The following is a 16,481-nucleotide window of genomic DNA, read 5'->3' on the forward strand; positions in this document are numbered from 1 at the left end:
TGCCACAGTGCCGCGTCTCGTGACCCGGCGGAAGGGGTCAGCGGCCGATATCCTCGGGCGCGACGGCGACCGTCTTGATGACCGCGTGGCAGGCGACGCCTGGCGCCAGGCCCAGCGCCAGCGCCGAGCGTTGCGTGACCCGGGCCAGCACCCGCCCCGCCGCGGTATCGAGCGACACGATCGCCCCGGGCCCGCCCCCCGGGCGGACCTCGTGCACCACGGCGGGCAGGATGTTCAGCGCGGACAGTCCCTGCGGGCGCTCGCGCGACAAAAGCACGTCATGCGCGGCGATGCGCAGGCGCAGCGCGGTCCCGGGCGCCTGCGGCACCCGCGGCAGGAACAGCGGCAGGCCGCCGGCGTCCAGTTCGCTCAACCCGTCGTCATGGTGGCGGCGCACGCGCGCCTCCAGCACGGCGCCGGCGGCGCGCGCGCCCAGGGGCGTCACCCCGGGATCGCCCAGAACCTCGGCGGCGGGGCCCTGCCGCACCACCCGCCCGCCGTCCAGCACGACCACGGTCGTTGCCAGGCGCGCGACCTCGGCGGCGGAATGGCTTACATAGAGGATCGGCACCCGGGTTGCGTCGCGCAGACGCTCGAAATAGGGCAGGATTTCCGCCTTGCGCGCCTCGTCCAGGGCGGCGAGGGGCTCGTCGGCCAGGATCAGCCCGGGCGCGGCCAGAAGCGCCCGGCCGATCGCGACGCGCTGCTTTTCGCCGCCCGACAGCGCGGCCGGACGGCGGTCCAGCAAGCCCTCGATGCCCAGCATCGCAACCACGCGCGACAGGTCCTCGGCGCGGGCGCCGCGGGGGGCGAACCAGCGGCCATAGAGCAAATTCTGGCGCACGCTCAGGTGGGGAAACAGCCGCCCCTCCTGGAACACATAGCCCAGCCGGCGGCGGTGCGGCGGCAGGCAAAGCCCGCGGTCGCTGTCGAACAGCACGCGGTCCCCGACCGCGATGCGCCCGGCATCGGGCCGGATCAGCCCGGCCAGCGCGTTCACCAGCGTCGTTTTGCCCGACCCTGAGCGCCCGAACAGAACCGTCAGGCCGGGCGGCGCCTCGAACGCGGCGTCCAGGGCAAAGGCACCCTGCCGGTGGTGCAGGCGGACCGACAGCGTCATGCGCCGCCCACCCGTTTCGCGACCCGCCGCGCCAGCCATTCCGACAGCGCCAGCGCCCCCATGGCGATGCCCAGGGACACCGCGACCAGCCGCAGCGCCGCCGCCTCGCCGCCCGGCACTTGAAGGAAGGCGTAGATGGCCGAGGGCAGCGTCTGCGTCTGGCCCGGGATGTTGGACACAAAGGTGATCGTCGCGCCGAATTCGCCCATCGCCTTGGCGAAGGCCAACACCGCGCCGGCCAGCACGCCGGGCAGGATCAGGGGCAGGGTGACCGTCAGGAACACCCACCCGCGCGAGGCGCCCAGCGTGGCGGCGGCCTGTTCCAGGCGCGGGTCCACGGCCTCGATCGACAGGCGGATGGCGCGCACCATCAGCGGAAAGCCCATCACCCCCGCCGCCAGCGCCGCCCCGGTCCAGCGAAAGGCCAGAACGATGCCGATTTCGGCCAGCCAGCCACCGACCGGCCCGCGTGTGCCAAAGGTCAGCAGCAACAGGTAGCCGGTGACGACGGGCGGCAAGACCAGGGGCAGGTGCACCAGCCCGTTCAGCAGCGCCTTGCCGGGGAACGACCAGCGCGCCAGCGCGTGCGCGCACAGGATGCCCAACGGCAGCGCGATCAGCGTCGCCCAGACCGAGACCCTGAGCGACAGGGCCACGGCGCGCCATTCCTCGGGTCCAAGCCAGTTTGCCATCAGGGGATGCGGAACCCCTGCGCGGCAAAGATCGCGCGGGCCTCGGGCGATTGCAGCCAGGTCAGGAAGGCGCGCGCGGCCTCGGGGTCGGCGGCATCGCTGAGGACGGCGGCGGGATAGGCGATCGCGGGATGCGTGCCGGCCGGAAAGGTGCCGACGACGCTGACCCGGGGTTCGGCCACGGCGTCGGTGGCATAGGTGATGCCCAGGGGGGCCTCGCCGGTCGCCACCAGCGCCAGCGCGGCGCGGACGTTGTCGGTTTGCGCGACCATCGGCGCCACGCGGTCCCAAAGGCCCAGCGATTGCAGCGCCGCCTTGCCGTAGATTCCGGCGGGCACCGCATCGACCAGCGCCATCGCCAGATGCCCGCCGTTCAGCATCGCGGCCAGGTCGAGGTCAGCGTCCAGCGGCACCGGATCGGCGGCGCCATGGGCGATCAGCACCAGCGTATTGCCCAGCAGATCGACGCGGCTGTCCGGGTCGATCTGCCCCTGGGATTGCAGGCTGTCCATCCAGGCCTCGTTCGCCGAGACGAACAGATCGGCGGGCGCGCCGGCCTCGATCTGGCGTGCCAGCGCCGAGGACCCGGCGAAGGACAGCACCGTGTGCGCGCCGGTCGCGCCCTCATAGGCCGCAGCGGCGCGGGTCAGCGCGTCGTTCAGGCTGGCGGCGGCAAAGACCGTGATGTCGCGGGCCTCGGCGGCGGCGGGCAAAAGCCCGAGGATCAGGACAAAGGTGCGGAGCATGGCGGACCCTCTGGATATGTTCTTGCAAACATATCGCAGGGCGGCGACGGCGAGGCAACCGTTATTTCTCATCGGGAATATCGCTCAGCATTGCGGCGATCGCGTCGATGTCTTGCGCGCCTGCGCGCTCGGCCTGCGCGACCACCCGACGGTAATGCGCCAGCACCGCCGCGCCGGCCTCGGTCAGGCGCGCGCCGCCGCCGTGCGCGCCGCCGCGCGTGCTGTCCACCAGCGGGGTGCGAAAGGCGGTGTTCATCTCCTCGACCAGCATCCAGGCGCGTTTGTAGCTCATGCCCATGTCGCGCCCCGCCGCCGAAATCGAGCCCCCCTCGCGGATGCGCTCCAGCAATTCCGCCTTGCCGGGGCCGAACCGCACACCGCCGAGATCCAGCCGCAGCCGCAGGCGCAGCGTCATGGGGCGGGCGCCCCGGGACCCGCGTCCTCGGGCGTTTCCAGCCGCCAGGGTTGTTCGGCCAGCGTTTGCAGCAGATCGAGACTGCGCGCGGCATAGAACCCGTCGGCGATCCGTTCGTCAAAGGCGTAGCGCAAGATCACCCCGGGCCGAACCGCCAGCGTGCCCTCGGCGGTCACAAAGGGCATGGGCGCGGCCTTGCCCACGGCCATGAACAGCGACAGCGTGCCGTGTTCGTACAAGTGATGCCAGGCCGCGTCGATGCCGATGGACCCCAGGTTGGTGACCAGAAGCGAGGCATAAAGCGGGTCTTGCCGGATCAGGCTGGCGGGCAACAGGTTCCAGTGGTCCGCCCAGCGTTGCAGGCCGACCAGAAAGGACAGCACCGCGCGCGGCAGGCGGGTGACCAGATCCACCTCCTTCTCCGAGGCGGTGGGGACGGGGCTGCGGCCGGTGGCGGTGTTGTCCTCGATCCGGGCGCGGGTGGCGGTCAGGCCCAGCCCGGCGGGAAAGTCCTTTTTCACCACGCTCAGCCTGGCGTCGTCGTCCTTGGCCTTGATGACCGACACCGCGATTTCGACCGCGTTGCGCTGCCAGACCCGGCGCCCGGCGATGAAGCGGTTCATGCGCGGACGCTCGTGCAGGGTGCGCGCGACCGCGGCCAGAAGGATGTGGAACAGCGTCAGGCGTGGCCGCGCCGGATCGGCGTTCCAGCGCGCCAGGTAATCCTGCGCTGCCTCCAGATCCAGGCGCTGCTCGAAATAGACGACCGCCTCGGCGCGCCGGGGCATGATGAAGGGCATGATGCGCCGCAGGCGAGGCAGGTCCTTGACACGGGTGCCGTCTGGCCGGTCTTTCAGGAACATGGGACCCCTCGTTGCGTCTTCGTTCCGGGCTAGCACCGGTGCCGACGCCGGGCAAGCGTTCTGCGGGCGAAACGGCATTTACGCCGCCCGCCCGCGTGCTAAGGTCCCGCCCATGCGTGCACAGGAAGACAGGAACAGCCGGGCGATGTTGATGCGGTTTTTCAATCGCTTGCTGTCCCGCCCGCTGTGGCCTGCGCTGCTGCTGGTGCTGGTCACGCTGCTGGCCGGCTGGCAGGCGACGCGGGTGCAGGTTGCCGTCAACCTGTCGGGGCTGATCGGCGAAGGCACCGAGGGCGCGCAGGCGATCCGCCGCTATGAGACCCGCTTCGCCCCCCTGCGCGCCGAAGAGGTGCTGCTGGTGCAGGCGCCCAGCTTTGCCACCGACCAGGCGCTGGGCGCGCTTGAGGATCTGGTGCTGGAATTGCAGTTCGTCGATGGGGTCGAGAACGTCATCAGCCTGGCCTCGTTGCCGGCGCCGGGGCGCGAAGGGTCCTGGCTGACGGGCCCCGAACTGGCCGATCTGCCGCCGGCCGAACGGCTTGAGACCATGCGCCGGCTGAACCCGCTGGCCCGACAGTTGATCAGTGCCGACATGACCGCCGCCATGATCGCCGTGGTGCCGGAACCCGGCCAGGCCGGCGACGCGCTGGCCGACCGGGTGCAGACCGCCGCCGACGGGTTCGAGGGGTTGCACGTCACCCATGTGGGCCTGCTTGCGGTGCAGCGCGCCATTTCGGTGGAACTGATCCGCGATATCGAGGTTCTGACCCCCGCCGCCATCGGCCTGTGCCTGATCCTGTCGGTGGTGCTGTTCCGGTCCGCCCGGGCGGTGGCGGTGATCGCCCTGCCGCCGATTGCCGGGCTGGTGTGGTTCTTTGGCTGGCTGGGCGCGACGGGCACGCCGATCGACCCGCTGATGGGCTCGCTGCCGGTGGTGCTGATCGTGCTGGCCTTTTCCGACGCGATCCACGTCTATCACGCGGCGATCCAGGCGCTCGACGCGGCGGCCGACCGCCGCGCGGCCCTGTCGCGCGCCCTGGCCGAGACCGCGCCGGCGGCGGCGCTGACCTCGCTCACCACGGTGATCGCCTTCGCCTCGCTCGCCTGGCCGGATTCGCCGTCGATGAACACCATGGCCTGGGCCGGGGGCGTCGGCATGGGGCTGTGCCTGCTGTCGGTGCTGTGGATGATGCCGGTCCTGATGTGGGCGCTGGGCGTCCCCCGCGCCGGCGGGCGCCCGCCGCGCCTGTTCGCCGGTGTCGTGCCGCCCGCGCGGCGCGTCGCGCGCTGGACCCGCGCGGTGCCGCTGATCGCGGTGCTGGTGCTGCTGGGGGCGCTGGCGCTGCAAAGCCAGTCGCGCCTGGGCTTCCGCTATGCCGACTACTTGCCGCGCGGCGCGCCGGTGACGCGCGCGCTGGCGCAGATGGATGCCGCCGGGCTGGGCTCGGACCGGATGCTCGCCATTGTCGAAACCGACCCGGCCGCGCCCCTGGACCGGGTGACCCGCGCCGCCGCAGCGATCTGGGGACCCGAGGGTTCGGACTGGGCCCGCAGCCCGGCGGGTCAGGCGATGCTGGCGCGGATGGCGGCGACGGACGGCAGCGCCCACGCCTTGCCGCTGCAACTGCCGATCTCGGCCCGCGACGTGCCGGCGGACCACGCGCTCAGTACCGTGATGGCGGCGTTCGACGCGGCCGGCCTTGGCGGGCAGGTGCAGGTCATCGGTCCCGGACAGGCGCTGATCACCGAGGGCCCCAAGCTGGTCGAGAACCTGCGCTGGGGCCTCTATTCCACCATCCTGGCGATCACGCTTCTGGTGGCGGCGGTGCATCGCTCGTGGCGCCTGGCGCTGGTGGCGCTGGTGGTGAACCTGATCCCCATCCTGGGCGTCGAGGCCTGGCTGGTCGTGCAGGGCCGCGAACTGACGATCATGAACATGATCGCGCTGACCGTCGCCTTTGGCATCGCCGTCGATGACACGTTGCACTTTCTCAACCGGCTGGCCCTGGCGCGGGGCGACACGGCGGCGCGGGTGGACCGCGCCCTGACCGAGGCCGCGCCGCCCATGGCCGCGACCACCGCGATCTTGCTGGCGGGGCTGGTCGTGACGCTGTTTTCCACCCTGCCTGGGCTGGCGGTCTATGGCGGGCTGATCGCGCTGGCGGTGGCGCTGGCGCTGGCCGCCGACCTGTTCCTTCTGCCCGGCCTGATCCGATGGAGCCTGAAATGATGCTGCGTCTTGTTCCGCGTCTTGCCCTCTGCCTGCTGCTGGCGGCGCCCGCCGGGGCGCTGACCCTGGACACGATGCAGGGCCGTTGGCGCGGCGAGGGCGACCTTCGGCTGGGCGACGAGCCCGCGCAACGGTTCCGCTGCCAGATCCGCCTCAGGCCCATCGAACCGGGGCAGAGCTTCTTCTCGGGCCGGTGTGCCACTGCCCAGGCCGCGCAGAGCTTTACCTACATGCTGTTCGAAGGCGCCGACGGCGCGCTCAGGGCGGAAAACCGCGCCGAGGGCGACAGCGAACTGCCGGCGGTGATGCAGGGGCGCGCCGCGGAGGGGCTGCTGCGGTTCGAGGGCGGCGAGGGCGCGCTGTTCGAGTTGCGCCGGGACGGCGGCACCTTGCGATTCGTCCTTGCCGGCACCGACAGCCGCGGCCCGGCCCGGGGCGAAGCGGTGCTGACACCGCAGGAGTGAGCGGGCTTTCCATTCCGGCAAGCGGCGCTTATAGGGCTGACCCATGACAGCGGGACGACCCCGCGACCTGCGAGGCCCCATGAAGATCATCACCACGACCGAGGCCCTGGCCGCCCTGTGCGACGAGGCGGCGAACGAACCCTACGTCACCCTCGACACCGAATTCCTGCGCGAGCGCACCTATTACGCCAAACTCTGCCTGGTGCAAATGGCGCTGCCGGGCAAGGGCCCCGAGCGGGCCTATGTCATCGACCCGCTGGCCGAGGGGCTGTCGATGGAGCCGCTGCTGGCGCTGATGCGCAATCCGGCGGTGGTCAAGGTGTTCCACGCGGCGCGGCAGGATCTGGAGATATTCTTCGTCGATGGCGGGGTGATCCCGAACCCGTTGTTCGACACCCAGATCGCGGCGATGGTCTGCGGCTTTGGCGAACAGGTCGGCTACGAGACGCTGGTCAAGAAGATCTGCAAGGCGCCGCTGGACAAGGCCTCGCGCTTTACCGACTGGTCGCAGCGCCCGCTGACCGAGGCGCAGTTGCGCTACGCGCTGGACGACGTGACGCATCTGCGGCAGATCTACGAGCACCTGCGGCGCGACATCGACAAGAGCGGTCGGGCCGATTGGGTGGCCGAGGAAATCGGCACGCTGACTTCGCCCGAAACCTACATCACCCGCCCGGACGAAGCCTGGCAGAAGATCCGCACGCGCGGCCAGTCGGGCAAGTTCATGGCCATCGTGCGCGAACTGGCCCGCTTCCGCGAGGATTATGCCCAGACCCGCAACGTGCCGCGCTCGCGCGTGTACAAGGACGATGCGCTGCTGGAACTGGCCTCGACCAAGCCCGACAGCCTGGAGGCGCTGGGCCGCTCGCGGCTGCTGTTGCGCGAAGCCCGGCGCGGCGAGATTGCGGACGGGATCCTCGAGGCGGTGCAGGTCGCGCAGGCGATGAAACCCGAGGACTGGCCGAAACCCGAAAAGGACGAGGCGCCGTTGCAGGTGAACCCGGCGCTGGCCGATCTGCTGCGCGTGCTGCTGAAGGCCAAGGCGGATGAATCGGGAGTGGCGCAACGGTTGATCGCGCCGACCTCGGAGCTGGACGCGATCGCCGCGGGCAAGCGCGACCTGCCCTGTCTGAAGGGCTGGCGCGGCGCGCTGTTCGGCACCGACGCGATGCGGCTGTGCGACGGTGAACTGGCTCTGGCGGCGAAGGGTCAGCAGATCCGTCTGATCGAGCTGTGAGCAGGCGTCGGGGGGCTGCCGCCCCCCGAACCCCCCGCCCAAAGGGGGCCTTCTGCCCCCTTTGGAAACCCCCGAGGATATTTGACGCACAAAGAAGGCGGGCCTCAGTGCTGCGGCAGGCCGTCATTCAGGGCGATCCAGGGCAGGTGTTCGGCGGCGTGGAAATGCAGCGTGGGCGTGACGGCGCCCGGGTTGTCGAGCAGGGCGGCGTAGAAATGCCGTTCGCCCGGGTAGCGGTCGGATTCGTAGAACATCGGCGAGCCGCAGACCGGGCAGGAGCCGCGCCGCGTTCCCGGGCTGCTTTCGCGGCAGGTGGGCGGGGTGCCGGTAAAGCGCCAGTGCCCGTCCGGCTGGCCGATCCAGGTGGTGAAGGGCGCGGCGGTCGCGCGCCGGCAGCTTTCGCAATGGCAATGGCACACGAAGCGCGGCGGACCGTCCAGTTCGAATGTGCAGGCCCCGCACAGGCAATGACCCCGAAGCAACATCGTATCAGTCCCGTCCCCTGAGAATGTCGGTCAGCCGGATCGGCCCGGTATGGCCGGCCAGCCGCGCGCGGTAGATCACCACCGCCTCGGTCACCCGCATGACATAGTTGCGGGTTTCGGTGAAGGGGATCATCTCGACCCAATCGACGGGATCGGTGGCGGTTTCGCGCGGGTCGCCGTTCTCGGCCGCCCAGCGGCGGGGGCGCCCGGGGCCTGCGTTGTAGCCGGCCGAGACCAGCGACAGCGTGCCACCAAAGAGGTCGGAAAGTTCCTGGAGATACCCCGCGCCCAGCGTGGCGTTATAGGCGGGGTCGGTGGTCAGGCGCGCCTCGTCGAAGGCGATGCCCAGGCGGCGCGCGGTATGCGCCCCGGTCGCCGGCAGCACCTGCATCAGGCCGCGCGCATCGGCGTGGCTGGTGACGCGAAAGTCGAACTCGCTTTCGCGCCGGGCGATGGCCAGCGCCAGGTCGGCGGGCACGGCCAGCGGCTGGGTCGCCAGATCGGTCACCGGGAAATAGGCGTGTGGCAGCACGAAGCCGCGGGTGATCGCCTCCTTGGCGATCTTGAGGGCCAGATGCGGCTCGCCCCGGTCCAGCCACAGCTGCGCAAGCGCGCCGAACTCGTCCTCGGTGTCGAGCTGTTCGGCCAGTTGCAAGGTGAAGCGGCGCGCCTCGTACCAGTCGCCGGCGGCGTGCAGCAGCAGCGCCGCCTCCAGCAGATCGGATTGTGCGAAGGGCAGGCTGTGCCAGTCGGGATAGGACGGGTCGGAGATCAGCGCGGGGTCCAGGTCCATGCCCAGACGTTCGGCCGCCAACTGGCCGTAGAACGCCGTCTGGAAGCGCGCGCCGAAAGCATAGGCCGCCCGCGCCTCTTGCGGCTGGTCGAGGGCGTCGTGCGCGCGCCCTTCCCAATAGCCCGCGCGGCTCAGGGTGATGGGGCTGGTCGAACGCTCGCGCAGGCGGGCGAAATGCGCCAGCGCGTCGGCGGGGCGATTCAGGAACCGGAGCGCGACATAGCCCGCCAACCATTCGAGATCGGCCATATCGGTGCCGTTGTCGTCGAGTCCGTGGTTCGCCGCCAGGTCATAGGCGAACTGGGCCTGCCCCGCGGCCATCGCCCGCCGCGCCAGGCGCGCGCGCTGCCCGGCCCAGCGGTCGGGCTGACCCAGGCGATCGGGCGGCGTGTCGTGCATCAGTTGCGCCGCCTCGTCCGTCATGCCGCGGTTGAGGCGCCAGCGGAACCGGTCATAGGCCAGCCCCGGGTCGCCGGCCTGCGCGGCCGGCACCGCGGCGACCAGCGCATCCACCCCGTCGGCCTGCGCCTGCAAGGCCAGCCGGGCCCGCGCCAGCGCGGCCGGCCCGGCGCCGACGCGCGGGATCATGCGTGCGACCGCATCGCGCGCGCCGCGCCACAGCAGGGCGTCCAGCCGCCGGTCGTTCAGGGGCCGCAGCAAATCGCCGTGCCGGGCCAGCAGGTCGTCCTCGATCGCGGCGCCGAGGTCCTGATCGAGCCAGAGCGCGCGCAGCGTGTCCGTGGGGTCCTGGCCCGTCGCCTCCTGCGCGGCCAGCAGCGCCAGGGCGCCCTCTTGCGTCTGCACCGGGCGGGTCGCGAACCAGTCCAGCACCGCCTGTGCCGGTTCCCCCGCCATGCGCGATTCGGCCCGGCGGCGCAGCAGGTCCATGCCCGGCCAGCCGGCGTGGTGGCTGTCGAAGAACGCGTAGGTGGACAGGTCGCCCGCGATCCCCTCGCGCAGGATGCGCCAGGTGGCGATGCGCACGCCGATCGGCCCGGCGGCTTCGCGCAGCGCGGTAAAGGTCGCCGCGTCCCCGGCACGGACGGCGTTGACCAATGCCCCGATGGCCCCGCCCGCGCGGGGCGGGGGCGGGCCGTCCCAGGCCAGGGCCGGGCCGCTCAATAGCATCAGGATCAGGGCCGCGGGGCGGGGGGTCATGGACGGACGCGCAAACACATGGTGCCGAGTCTACCGGCCCGGTGGCGCGGTGCAACACACAAAGGGGTCATGCGGCGGCTTGCAACGGCGCGCCGCTTGCGCCACCTTCGCGCGGCATTTCAAAGGAGCCAGACATGCGGCACGGCGGGCAAATCCTGGTCGATCACCTGAAGGCCGAAGGGGTGCGGCGCGTCTTTTCGGTGCCGGGCGAAAGCTTTCTGGCGGCGCTGGACGGGCTGCATGACAGCGGTGTGCAGAACATCGTCTGCCGGCACGAGGGCGGGGCCGCGATCATGGCCGAGGCCCACGCCAAGCTGACCGGCGAGGTCGGCATCGCCTTTGTCACGCGTGGTCCCGGAGCGACGAATGCCTCGGCCGGGGTGCATGTGGCGCGGCAGGATTCGACGCCGATGATCCTGTTCGTCGGTCAGATCGATACCGCCCACCGCGACCGCGAGGCGTTTCAGGAGGTGGACTATCGCCGCGTCTTTGGCGGGCTGGCCAAATGGGCGGCCGAGGTCGATGACATCGCGCGCCTGCCCGAATACCTGTCGCGGGCCTTTCATCTGGCGCAGTCGGGGCGCCCCGGGCCGGTGGTTCTGGCGCTGCCCGAAAACATGCTGTCGGCCCGCGCCGAGGTGCCCGCGATCGCGCCGCGCCGCGCGCCTGTCGCCGCGCCCGCGCCGGCACAGGTCGGGGCGATCTGGGATGCGCTCATGGGCGCGCGCAAGCCCCTGGTCGTGGTCGGCGGCCCGCACTGGTCGCGGCAGGCGGCGGCCGATCTGGGCGATCTGGCCAGCGCCACCGGTCTGCCGGTTGCCGTGACCTTTCGCCGGCAGGACCGAATGGACAACCGCCATCCACACTATGTGGGCGACCTGGGGGTCGGCATGAACCCCAAACTGGGGCGCCGCTTGCAAGAGGCCGACCTGGTGCTGATCCTGGGCGCCCGGATGGGCGACACGGCGACCAACGGCTACACCTTGATGGACCCGGCCGCGCCCGGCAGGACGGTGCTGCACGTCCACGCCGACCCCGACGAACTGGGCCATGTCTGGCGCCCCGATCTGGCGGTAGTGTCGCAGGCGCCGGCGATGGTCGCCGCGCTGGGCGCCAGCGTGCCGCAGGGCCTGCCGGACTGGAGCGCCTGGACCGCCAGCGCCCGCGCGGACTACGAGGCCTTTGTCACGCCGCGGGAAACCCCCGGCGCGGTCAAGCTGGAATCGATCATGCGCTGGCTGTCGGACCATGTGCCCGACGACGCCATCGCCACCAACGGCGCGGGGAATTACGCGGCCTGGATGCACCGCTATTTCCGCCCGCGCGCCTGGCCCGGGCAACTGGCGCCGACCTCGGGCAGCATGGGCTACGGCTTTCCGGCCGCGGTCGCCGCGTCACTGGAATGCCCGGACAAGGTTGTGCTGTGCTTTGCCGGCGACGGCGATTTCCAGATGACCCTGAACGAACTGTCCACCGCCCGCCAGTATGGCGCGCATCCGGTCGTCATCGTCGCCAACAACGGCCGCTACGGCACGATCCGGATGCATCAGGAGCGGACCTATCCGGCGCGTGTCTCGGGCACCGATCTGTTCAACCCCGATTACGCGGCGCTGGCGCGCGCCTATGGCGGCCACGGCGAAACGGTGACCCGGACGCAGGATTTCCCCGACGCCTTTGCCCGCGCGCTCGACGCCGGCACGGTCGCGGTGATCGAACTGATACTGGACCCCGAGGCCCTGGCACCGGGGCAAGAGTTGCACGCCGCCCGCGCGCAGGGGCTCAAGGCCGGATCATGACCTTGCCGCTGCTGGTCGCATAGGCAGGCAGGATGCCGTCGATCGCCTGATCGAGGCTCAACTCTGCCGCGACCCGCGTCGCCCATTGACCGCTGGCAAAGCGCGTCTGCACCTGCCGGACCACCGCCGCCTGCCGGTCGGCGGGGGCGGCGGGCAGCCAGCGGCTCAGCCAGAAGCCTTCGATGGTCTTGGCCATGAAGATGAACTGGCCCATCTGGTTCAGGCTGGGGGCGTCGTCGCTCATCTTGCCATAGCTGACCCAGGCCGCGCCCGCGGGCATGGCGAAGAACAGGTCCGCCGTTGCCTGGTCGCCCACCGCGTCCAGCAGGACGCGCGGTTTCAGCGCCTTGATGGCCGCCCCCGCCTGCGCATGGAAATCCGGGGCCGAGGTGACCAGAACCTCGGCCGCGCCCAGGGCGCGCAGGGCCTCGGCGTCGTCGGGGCGACGGATCACGGCGATGGGGCTCAGCCCCTCGTCGCGGGCAAGCCCCAGCATCAGCCGCCCCAGTTGCGACCCGGCGGCGTTCAGCACAAAGGCGTTGCCGCCCTGGCGCGCGCGCTCGACCAGGGCGACGGCGGTCAGCGGGTTCACGATCAGCGCCGCGCCGTCCACATCCGCCACAGCGTCGTCCAGCGGGATGCACAGCGCCGCATCCGCCACCGCATGTTTCGCCCAGGCCCCCGTCCCGGTGCCCAGGAACGAGACCCGCCGCCCCACCAGCCTTTCGGCCCCGTTGCTGGCGATGACCCGGCCGACGCCCTCGAACCCGGCCGCCTGACCCTGCACCCGGGGCTGGCCATAGCCCCCCTGAACGAAGAACAGGTCCGACGGGTTCACCGGGCTGAGGGTCACCGCGATCAGCACCTGCCCGGGGCCAAGCGGCGGCAGCATCACCTCGCGCAGTTCGAGATGGGGCGCCATGGCGTGCGGCACCTGCGGGGTGGGAGCCTTGGCAAAGCCGCCTTCGCGCAGCGCCAGGGCCAGGGTGGTGGTGGGGTGAGTCATGGGATCCTCCGTTTGGGACAGTCTATCCGCGCGGGGATTTGCGGCAAGGGTGCCGGCCCGACGATGGCGCGACGTCAGGCGCGCGTTCGAATCGTCCAAGTGTCCGCTCGGCCCGTCCCTGTAAAATATGCATCGCGCATCTATCATAAGCCCCGCCACGCGATACCGGGAGGGGATCACACCCATGCGCACGCAGGTCGCCATCATCGGCGGCGGGCCCTCGGGCCTGCTGCTGTCGCAATTGCTCATGCGGGCAGGCATCGACACCGTTGTGCTGGAACGCCAGAGCCGCGACTACGTCCTGGCGCGCATCCGCGCCGGCGTGCTGGAACAGGGTTGCGTCAACCTGTTGCGCAAGGCCGGCGTCGGCGCGCGCATGGACCGCGAGGGGCATGTGCACGACGGCACGAACCTGTCCACCGCGCACGGCATGTTCCGCATCAACTTCAAGGAACGCTGCGGGCAAAGCGTCCTGGTCTACGGCCAGACCGAGGTTACGCAGGACCTGTATCAGGCGCAGGATGCGCTGGGTGCGCGGATCGTTCATCAGGCGGCGAACGTGCAACTGCACGACGTCACCGGCACGCAACCCTTCGTGACCTATGACACGGACGGCCGCAGCCACCGGCTGGATTGCGACTATATCGCCGGTTGCGACGGGTTCCACGGGGTCAGCCGCCCAACCATCCCCGACGGCCTGCGCAAGGATTTCGAACGGGTCTATCCCTTTGGCTGGCTGGGGGTGCTGTCGCGCACCGCCCCCGCGGCCGAGGAATTGATCTATGCCAATCACCCGCGCGGCTTTGCGCTGGCTTCGATGCGCAGCGCCCGTCTCAGCCGGTATTACATCCAGGTGCCCTTGACCGACGAGGTCGCGCATTGGTCGGACCAGGCGTTTTGGGACGAGTTGCGCCGCCGCCTGCCGGCCCAGGTCGCCGAGTCGATGGAAACCGGCCCCGCGATCGAGAAATCCATCGCGCCGCTGCGGTCCTTTGTCAGCGAGCCGATGCAATATGGCCGGCTGTTCCTGGTGGGGGACGCGGCGCATATCGTGCCGCCGACGGGCGCCAAGGGGCTCAATCTGGCCGCGTCTGACGTGCATTACCTCTATGAGGCCCTGCGCGCGGCGGTGCTGGACCGCGACCCGGCGGCGCTGGGCCAATACGGTCCGCGCGCCCTGACCCGGGTCTGGGCCGCGATGCGCTTCAGTTGGTGGATGACCACGCTGATGCATCGCTTCCCCGACCAGACCGATTTCGACCAGAAGATCCAGGAGGCCGAGCTGCACCAGCTGGAATGGATGGTCAGCGCGCAAGAGACGATGGCGCGCAATTACGTCGGGTTGCCGTATTGACTGGGCCGTTGCCAGTCCGCGCGCCCCGGGGCAGGATGACCCCGCGAGGCAAGCGGAGGGGCACATGGCACGCATCATCCTGATCCACGGCGCATGGGGCAATGCGCTGAACTGGGTGTCCGTCGCCCCCGTGCTGAAAGCCGCCGGCCACACGGTCGAGGCCCTGGACCTGCCCGGCCACGGCGCCAACGGCGCGGCATCGGGCGCGATCGGTCAGAGCACCTATGCCGATTACGTCGAGGCCCGCCTGCTGGACGGCCCGCCGGCGATGCTGGTCGGGCATTCGATGGGCGGCATGGTGGTCGCGCAGGTCGCCGGCCGACAGCCCGGGCATGTGACCAAGGCCGTGTTCGTCACCGCCCTGTTGCCACGCGATGGCGAAAGCCTGCTGGGGCTGATCCGGCAGCAGGACGCGCCGGGCGTGCAGGCCGCCGTGCGCCCGGGGCCGGTGCCGGGGACGACGGTGCTGGACCCTTCGGCCGCCGCCGCACTGTTCCCCGAGGCCACGCCCAAGCTGGCGGCGGCGGCGATGGCGGCCATGAGCCCGCAGTCGAACAAGGCCCAGATGGACCCGGTCCAGATCGCGCCCGGCTTTGCCCGCGTGCCGCGCGCCTACGTCTTTTGCTCACAAGATCTGGTGGTGGTGCCCGCGCTGCAACGGCAGATGGTGGCGGCGACCCCGTGCGAGGCCACGGTGACGATGGACTGCGGCCACGTGCCCCAACTGACCCGCGCGCAGGATCTGGCGGAGATCCTGCTGGGGTTCGCGGCGGCCTGAGGGGCGCGGCTGGGGCGCCTTTGCGCCGCCCGGATCGCGGCGCAAAAGCCACAGGCGGCCGTGACAACCGGCGGGAATGCTTTCGTTTTTCTGGACCTGCGCCGATCCACAGGCTATCGTCGCACGAAACGGGGCGTTACGACCCCGATGGATGAGGCAGTCATGGCATTTCCTGAGCGGTTCTCGAACCTGCCGGAATACGCATTCCCGCGCCTGCGCGCTTTGCTCGATCCCCACCCGGCGGGAGGCGAGCCGATCGCCATGACCATCGGCGAGCCGCGCCACGCGATGCCGCCCTTCGTGGCCGAGGTGCTGAACGACGCCTTGGCGGGGTTTGGCCGCTATCCGGCGAACGACGGCACGCCCGCGCTGCTCGACTCCATTTCCCGCTGGTTGCAGCGCCGCTATGGCACCCTTGTGACGCCCGACCGCCTCATGGCGCTCAATGGCACGCGCGAGGGGCTGTTCAACGCCGCCGTCGCCCTGTCGGCCGAGCGCAAGAACGGCGCGACCCCGGTGATCCTGACACCGAACCCGTTCTATCAGGTCTATGCCATCGCCGCGCTGACGGTCGGGGCCGAGCCCGTCTATGTTCCCGCCACCGCCGCGACCGGGCACCTGCCGGATTACGCCAGCCTGCCGCCCGCGCTGCTGGACCGGGTAACCATCGCCTATCTGTGTTCGCCCGCGAACCCCCAGGGCGCGGTCGCCAGCCGCGACTATTGGGCCGAACTGCTGGCGCTGGCGGAAAAGCACGATTTTCGCATCTTCGCCGATGAATGCTACGCCGAGATCTACCGCGACGCACCGCCCCCCGGCATTCTCGAGGTGGCGCAGCAGGTCGGCGCCGATCCCGAGCGGGTGCTGTCGTTCCATTCGCTGTCGAAACGTTCGAACCTGCCCGGCCTGCGGTCCGGCTTTGTCGCCGGCGGCCCCGCGTCGATCAAGGCGATCCGCCAGCTCAGGGCCTATGCCGGGGCGCCCTTGCCCGATCCGTTGCAAGCCGTCGCCACCGCCGCCTGGAACGACGAGGACCACGTCGCCCATAGCCGCGCGCTGTATCAGCGCAAATACGCGATCGCCGATCAGGTCTTTGGCGGGCTGAATGCCTACATGCCCCCGGAAGCGGGGTTCTTCCTGTGGCTGCCGGTCGCCGATGGCGAGGGGGCGGCCCTGAAACTCTGGCGCGAAACCGGCGTGCGCGTGCTGCCGGGCGCTTACCTGTCACGAGACGTGAACGGCGAGAACCCCGGAGCGGGGTATGTCCGCGTGGCCCTGGTTGCCTCGGAAGAGGAAACCCTGCGCGGACTGACGCTGTTGCGCAACTGCCTTTATGCGTGAGGA

General features: G+C 70.6%; 15 protein-coding genes. 7 read left to right on the plus strand and 8 right to left on the minus strand.

Annotated elements, in window-relative coordinates:
* Positions 1–37: 37 nt before the first annotated feature.
* The 5 genes from modC to H6900_06230 form a co-directional block, all read right to left on the minus strand.
* Positions 38–1,120, minus strand: a complete 1,083-nt coding sequence (gene modC / locus H6900_06210) for a molybdenum ABC transporter ATP-binding protein (protein MCC0072868.1) — start codon at positions 1,118–1,120, stop codon at positions 38–40.
* The gene (gene modB / locus H6900_06215) at positions 1,117–1,812 is read right to left on the minus strand and encodes a molybdate ABC transporter permease subunit (GenBank protein MCC0072869.1); all 696 of its coding nucleotides are present in this window, start codon (positions 1,810–1,812) and stop codon (positions 1,117–1,119) included. Before modB ends, modC begins: the two co-directional genes overlap by 4 nt.
* Positions 1,812–2,558, minus strand: a complete 747-nt coding sequence (gene modA, locus H6900_06220; protein ID MCC0072870.1) for a molybdate ABC transporter substrate-binding protein — start codon at positions 2,556–2,558, stop codon at positions 1,812–1,814. Before modA ends, modB begins: the two co-directional genes overlap by 1 nt.
* Positions 2,559–2,619: 61 nt before the next feature.
* Positions 2,620–2,973 (minus strand): LysR family transcriptional regulator, encoded by a 354-nt coding sequence (locus H6900_06225; GenBank protein ID MCC0072871.1) that lies wholly within the window; start codon positions 2,971–2,973, stop codon positions 2,620–2,622.
* Positions 2,970–3,836, minus strand: coding sequence for a 2-oxo acid dehydrogenase subunit E2 (locus tag H6900_06230; GenBank protein MCC0072872.1), 867 nt, complete (start codon positions 3,834–3,836; stop codon positions 2,970–2,972). Before H6900_06230 ends, H6900_06225 begins: the two co-directional genes overlap by 4 nt.
* 112 nt (positions 3,837–3,948) lie before the next feature.
* Between H6900_06230 and H6900_06235 the strand changes: the two genes are divergently transcribed.
* The 3 genes from H6900_06235 (at position 3,949) to rnd (ending at position 7,767) form a co-directional block, all read left to right on the plus strand.
* Complete coding sequence (locus H6900_06235) at positions 3,949–6,066, plus strand: MMPL family transporter (protein ID MCC0072873.1); 2,118 nt, start codon at positions 3,949–3,951, stop codon at positions 6,064–6,066.
* Complete coding sequence (locus H6900_06240; GenBank protein ID MCC0072874.1) at positions 6,063–6,530, plus strand: hypothetical protein; 468 nt, start codon at positions 6,063–6,065, stop codon at positions 6,528–6,530. The genes H6900_06235 and H6900_06240 overlap by 4 nt, the downstream gene beginning before the upstream one ends.
* Before the next feature lie 79 nt (positions 6,531–6,609).
* A complete protein-coding gene (gene rnd, locus H6900_06245) occupies positions 6,610–7,767 on the plus strand; it encodes a ribonuclease D (protein ID MCC0072875.1) in 1,158 nt (385 codons plus the stop codon).
* 104 nt (positions 7,768–7,871) lie between these two features.
* On the opposite strand, the gene H6900_06250 is transcribed toward rnd, so the two are convergent.
* Entirely contained in the window at positions 7,872–8,252 is a 381-nt protein-coding gene (locus H6900_06250) for a GFA family protein (protein ID MCC0072876.1), read from the minus strand.
* A gap of 4 nt (positions 8,253–8,256) precedes the next feature.
* Positions 8,257–10,203, minus strand: a complete 1,947-nt coding sequence (locus H6900_06255; GenBank protein MCC0072877.1) for a lytic transglycosylase domain-containing protein — start codon at positions 10,201–10,203, stop codon at positions 8,257–8,259.
* A 134-nt stretch (positions 10,204–10,337) separates the two neighbouring features.
* Between H6900_06255 and H6900_06260 the strand changes: the two genes are divergently transcribed.
* On the plus strand, positions 10,338–11,999 hold the full coding sequence (locus tag H6900_06260) for a thiamine pyrophosphate-binding protein (GenBank protein ID MCC0072878.1): 1,662 nt from the start codon (positions 10,338–10,340) through the stop codon (positions 11,997–11,999).
* On the opposite strand, the gene H6900_06265 is transcribed toward H6900_06260, so the two are convergent.
* A complete protein-coding gene (locus tag H6900_06265) occupies positions 11,983–13,005 on the minus strand; it encodes a zinc-binding dehydrogenase (protein ID MCC0072879.1) in 1,023 nt (340 codons plus the stop codon). The genes H6900_06260 and H6900_06265 overlap by 17 nt on opposite strands.
* 184 nt (positions 13,006–13,189) lie before the next feature.
* Here H6900_06265 and pobA point away from each other — a divergent pair, with 184 nt between their 5' ends.
* The 3 genes from pobA (at position 13,190) to H6900_06280 (ending at position 16,478) form a co-directional block, all read left to right on the plus strand.
* Positions 13,190–14,359 (plus strand): 4-hydroxybenzoate 3-monooxygenase, encoded by a 1,170-nt coding sequence (pobA, locus tag H6900_06270; GenBank protein MCC0072880.1) that lies wholly within the window; start codon positions 13,190–13,192, stop codon positions 14,357–14,359.
* A 64-nt stretch (positions 14,360–14,423) separates the two neighbouring features.
* A complete protein-coding gene (locus H6900_06275) occupies positions 14,424–15,137 on the plus strand; it encodes an alpha/beta fold hydrolase (protein MCC0072881.1) in 714 nt (237 codons plus the stop codon).
* A 162-nt stretch (positions 15,138–15,299) separates the two neighbouring features.
* Positions 15,300–16,478 (plus strand): aminotransferase class I/II-fold pyridoxal phosphate-dependent enzyme, encoded by a 1,179-nt coding sequence (locus tag H6900_06280; GenBank protein ID MCC0072882.1) that lies wholly within the window; start codon positions 15,300–15,302, stop codon positions 16,476–16,478.
* Positions 16,479–16,481 lie beyond the last annotated feature (3 nt).

Source organism: Rhodobacter sp. (assembly GCA_020637515.1).
In the GTDB taxonomy this organism is placed as follows: domain Bacteria; phylum Pseudomonadota; class Alphaproteobacteria; order Rhodobacterales; family Rhodobacteraceae; genus Pararhodobacter.

Bases quoted from the DNA above. Each gene is read 5' to 3' on its own strand.
- modC (MCC0072868.1), bottom strand. From the start codon at position 1,120: ATGACGCTGTCGGTCCGCCTGCACCACCGGCAGGGTGCCTTTGCCCTG.
- pobA (MCC0072880.1), top strand. From the start codon at position 13,190: ATGCGCACGCAGGTCGCCATCATCGGCGGCGGGCCCTCGGGCCTGCTG.
- H6900_06275 (MCC0072881.1), top strand. From the start codon at position 14,424: ATGGCACGCATCATCCTGATCCACGGCGCATGGGGCAATGCGCTGAAC.
- modA (MCC0072870.1), bottom strand. From the start codon at position 2,558: ATGCTCCGCACCTTTGTCCTGATCCTCGGGCTTTTGCCCGCCGCCGCC.
- H6900_06265 (MCC0072879.1), bottom strand. From the start codon at position 13,005: ATGACTCACCCCACCACCACCCTGGCCCTGGCGCTGCGCGAAGGCGGC.
- modB (MCC0072869.1), bottom strand. From the start codon at position 1,812: ATGGCAAACTGGCTTGGACCCGAGGAATGGCGCGCCGTGGCCCTGTCG.
- H6900_06230 (MCC0072872.1), bottom strand. From the start codon at position 3,836: ATGTTCCTGAAAGACCGGCCAGACGGCACCCGTGTCAAGGACCTGCCT.
- H6900_06225 (MCC0072871.1), bottom strand. From the start codon at position 2,973: ATGACGCTGCGCCTGCGGCTGCGGCTGGATCTCGGCGGTGTGCGGTTC.
- H6900_06280 (MCC0072882.1), top strand. From the start codon at position 15,300: ATGGCATTTCCTGAGCGGTTCTCGAACCTGCCGGAATACGCATTCCCG.
- H6900_06240 (MCC0072874.1), top strand. From the start codon at position 6,063: ATGATGCTGCGTCTTGTTCCGCGTCTTGCCCTCTGCCTGCTGCTGGCG.
- H6900_06250 (MCC0072876.1), bottom strand. From the start codon at position 8,252: ATGTTGCTTCGGGGTCATTGCCTGTGCGGGGCCTGCACATTCGAACTG.
- H6900_06260 (MCC0072878.1), top strand. From the start codon at position 10,338: ATGCGGCACGGCGGGCAAATCCTGGTCGATCACCTGAAGGCCGAAGGG.
- H6900_06235 (MCC0072873.1), top strand. From the start codon at position 3,949: ATGCGTGCACAGGAAGACAGGAACAGCCGGGCGATGTTGATGCGGTTT.
- rnd (MCC0072875.1), top strand. From the start codon at position 6,610: ATGAAGATCATCACCACGACCGAGGCCCTGGCCGCCCTGTGCGACGAG.
- H6900_06255 (MCC0072877.1), bottom strand. From the start codon at position 10,203: ATGACCCCCCGCCCCGCGGCCCTGATCCTGATGCTATTGAGCGGCCCG.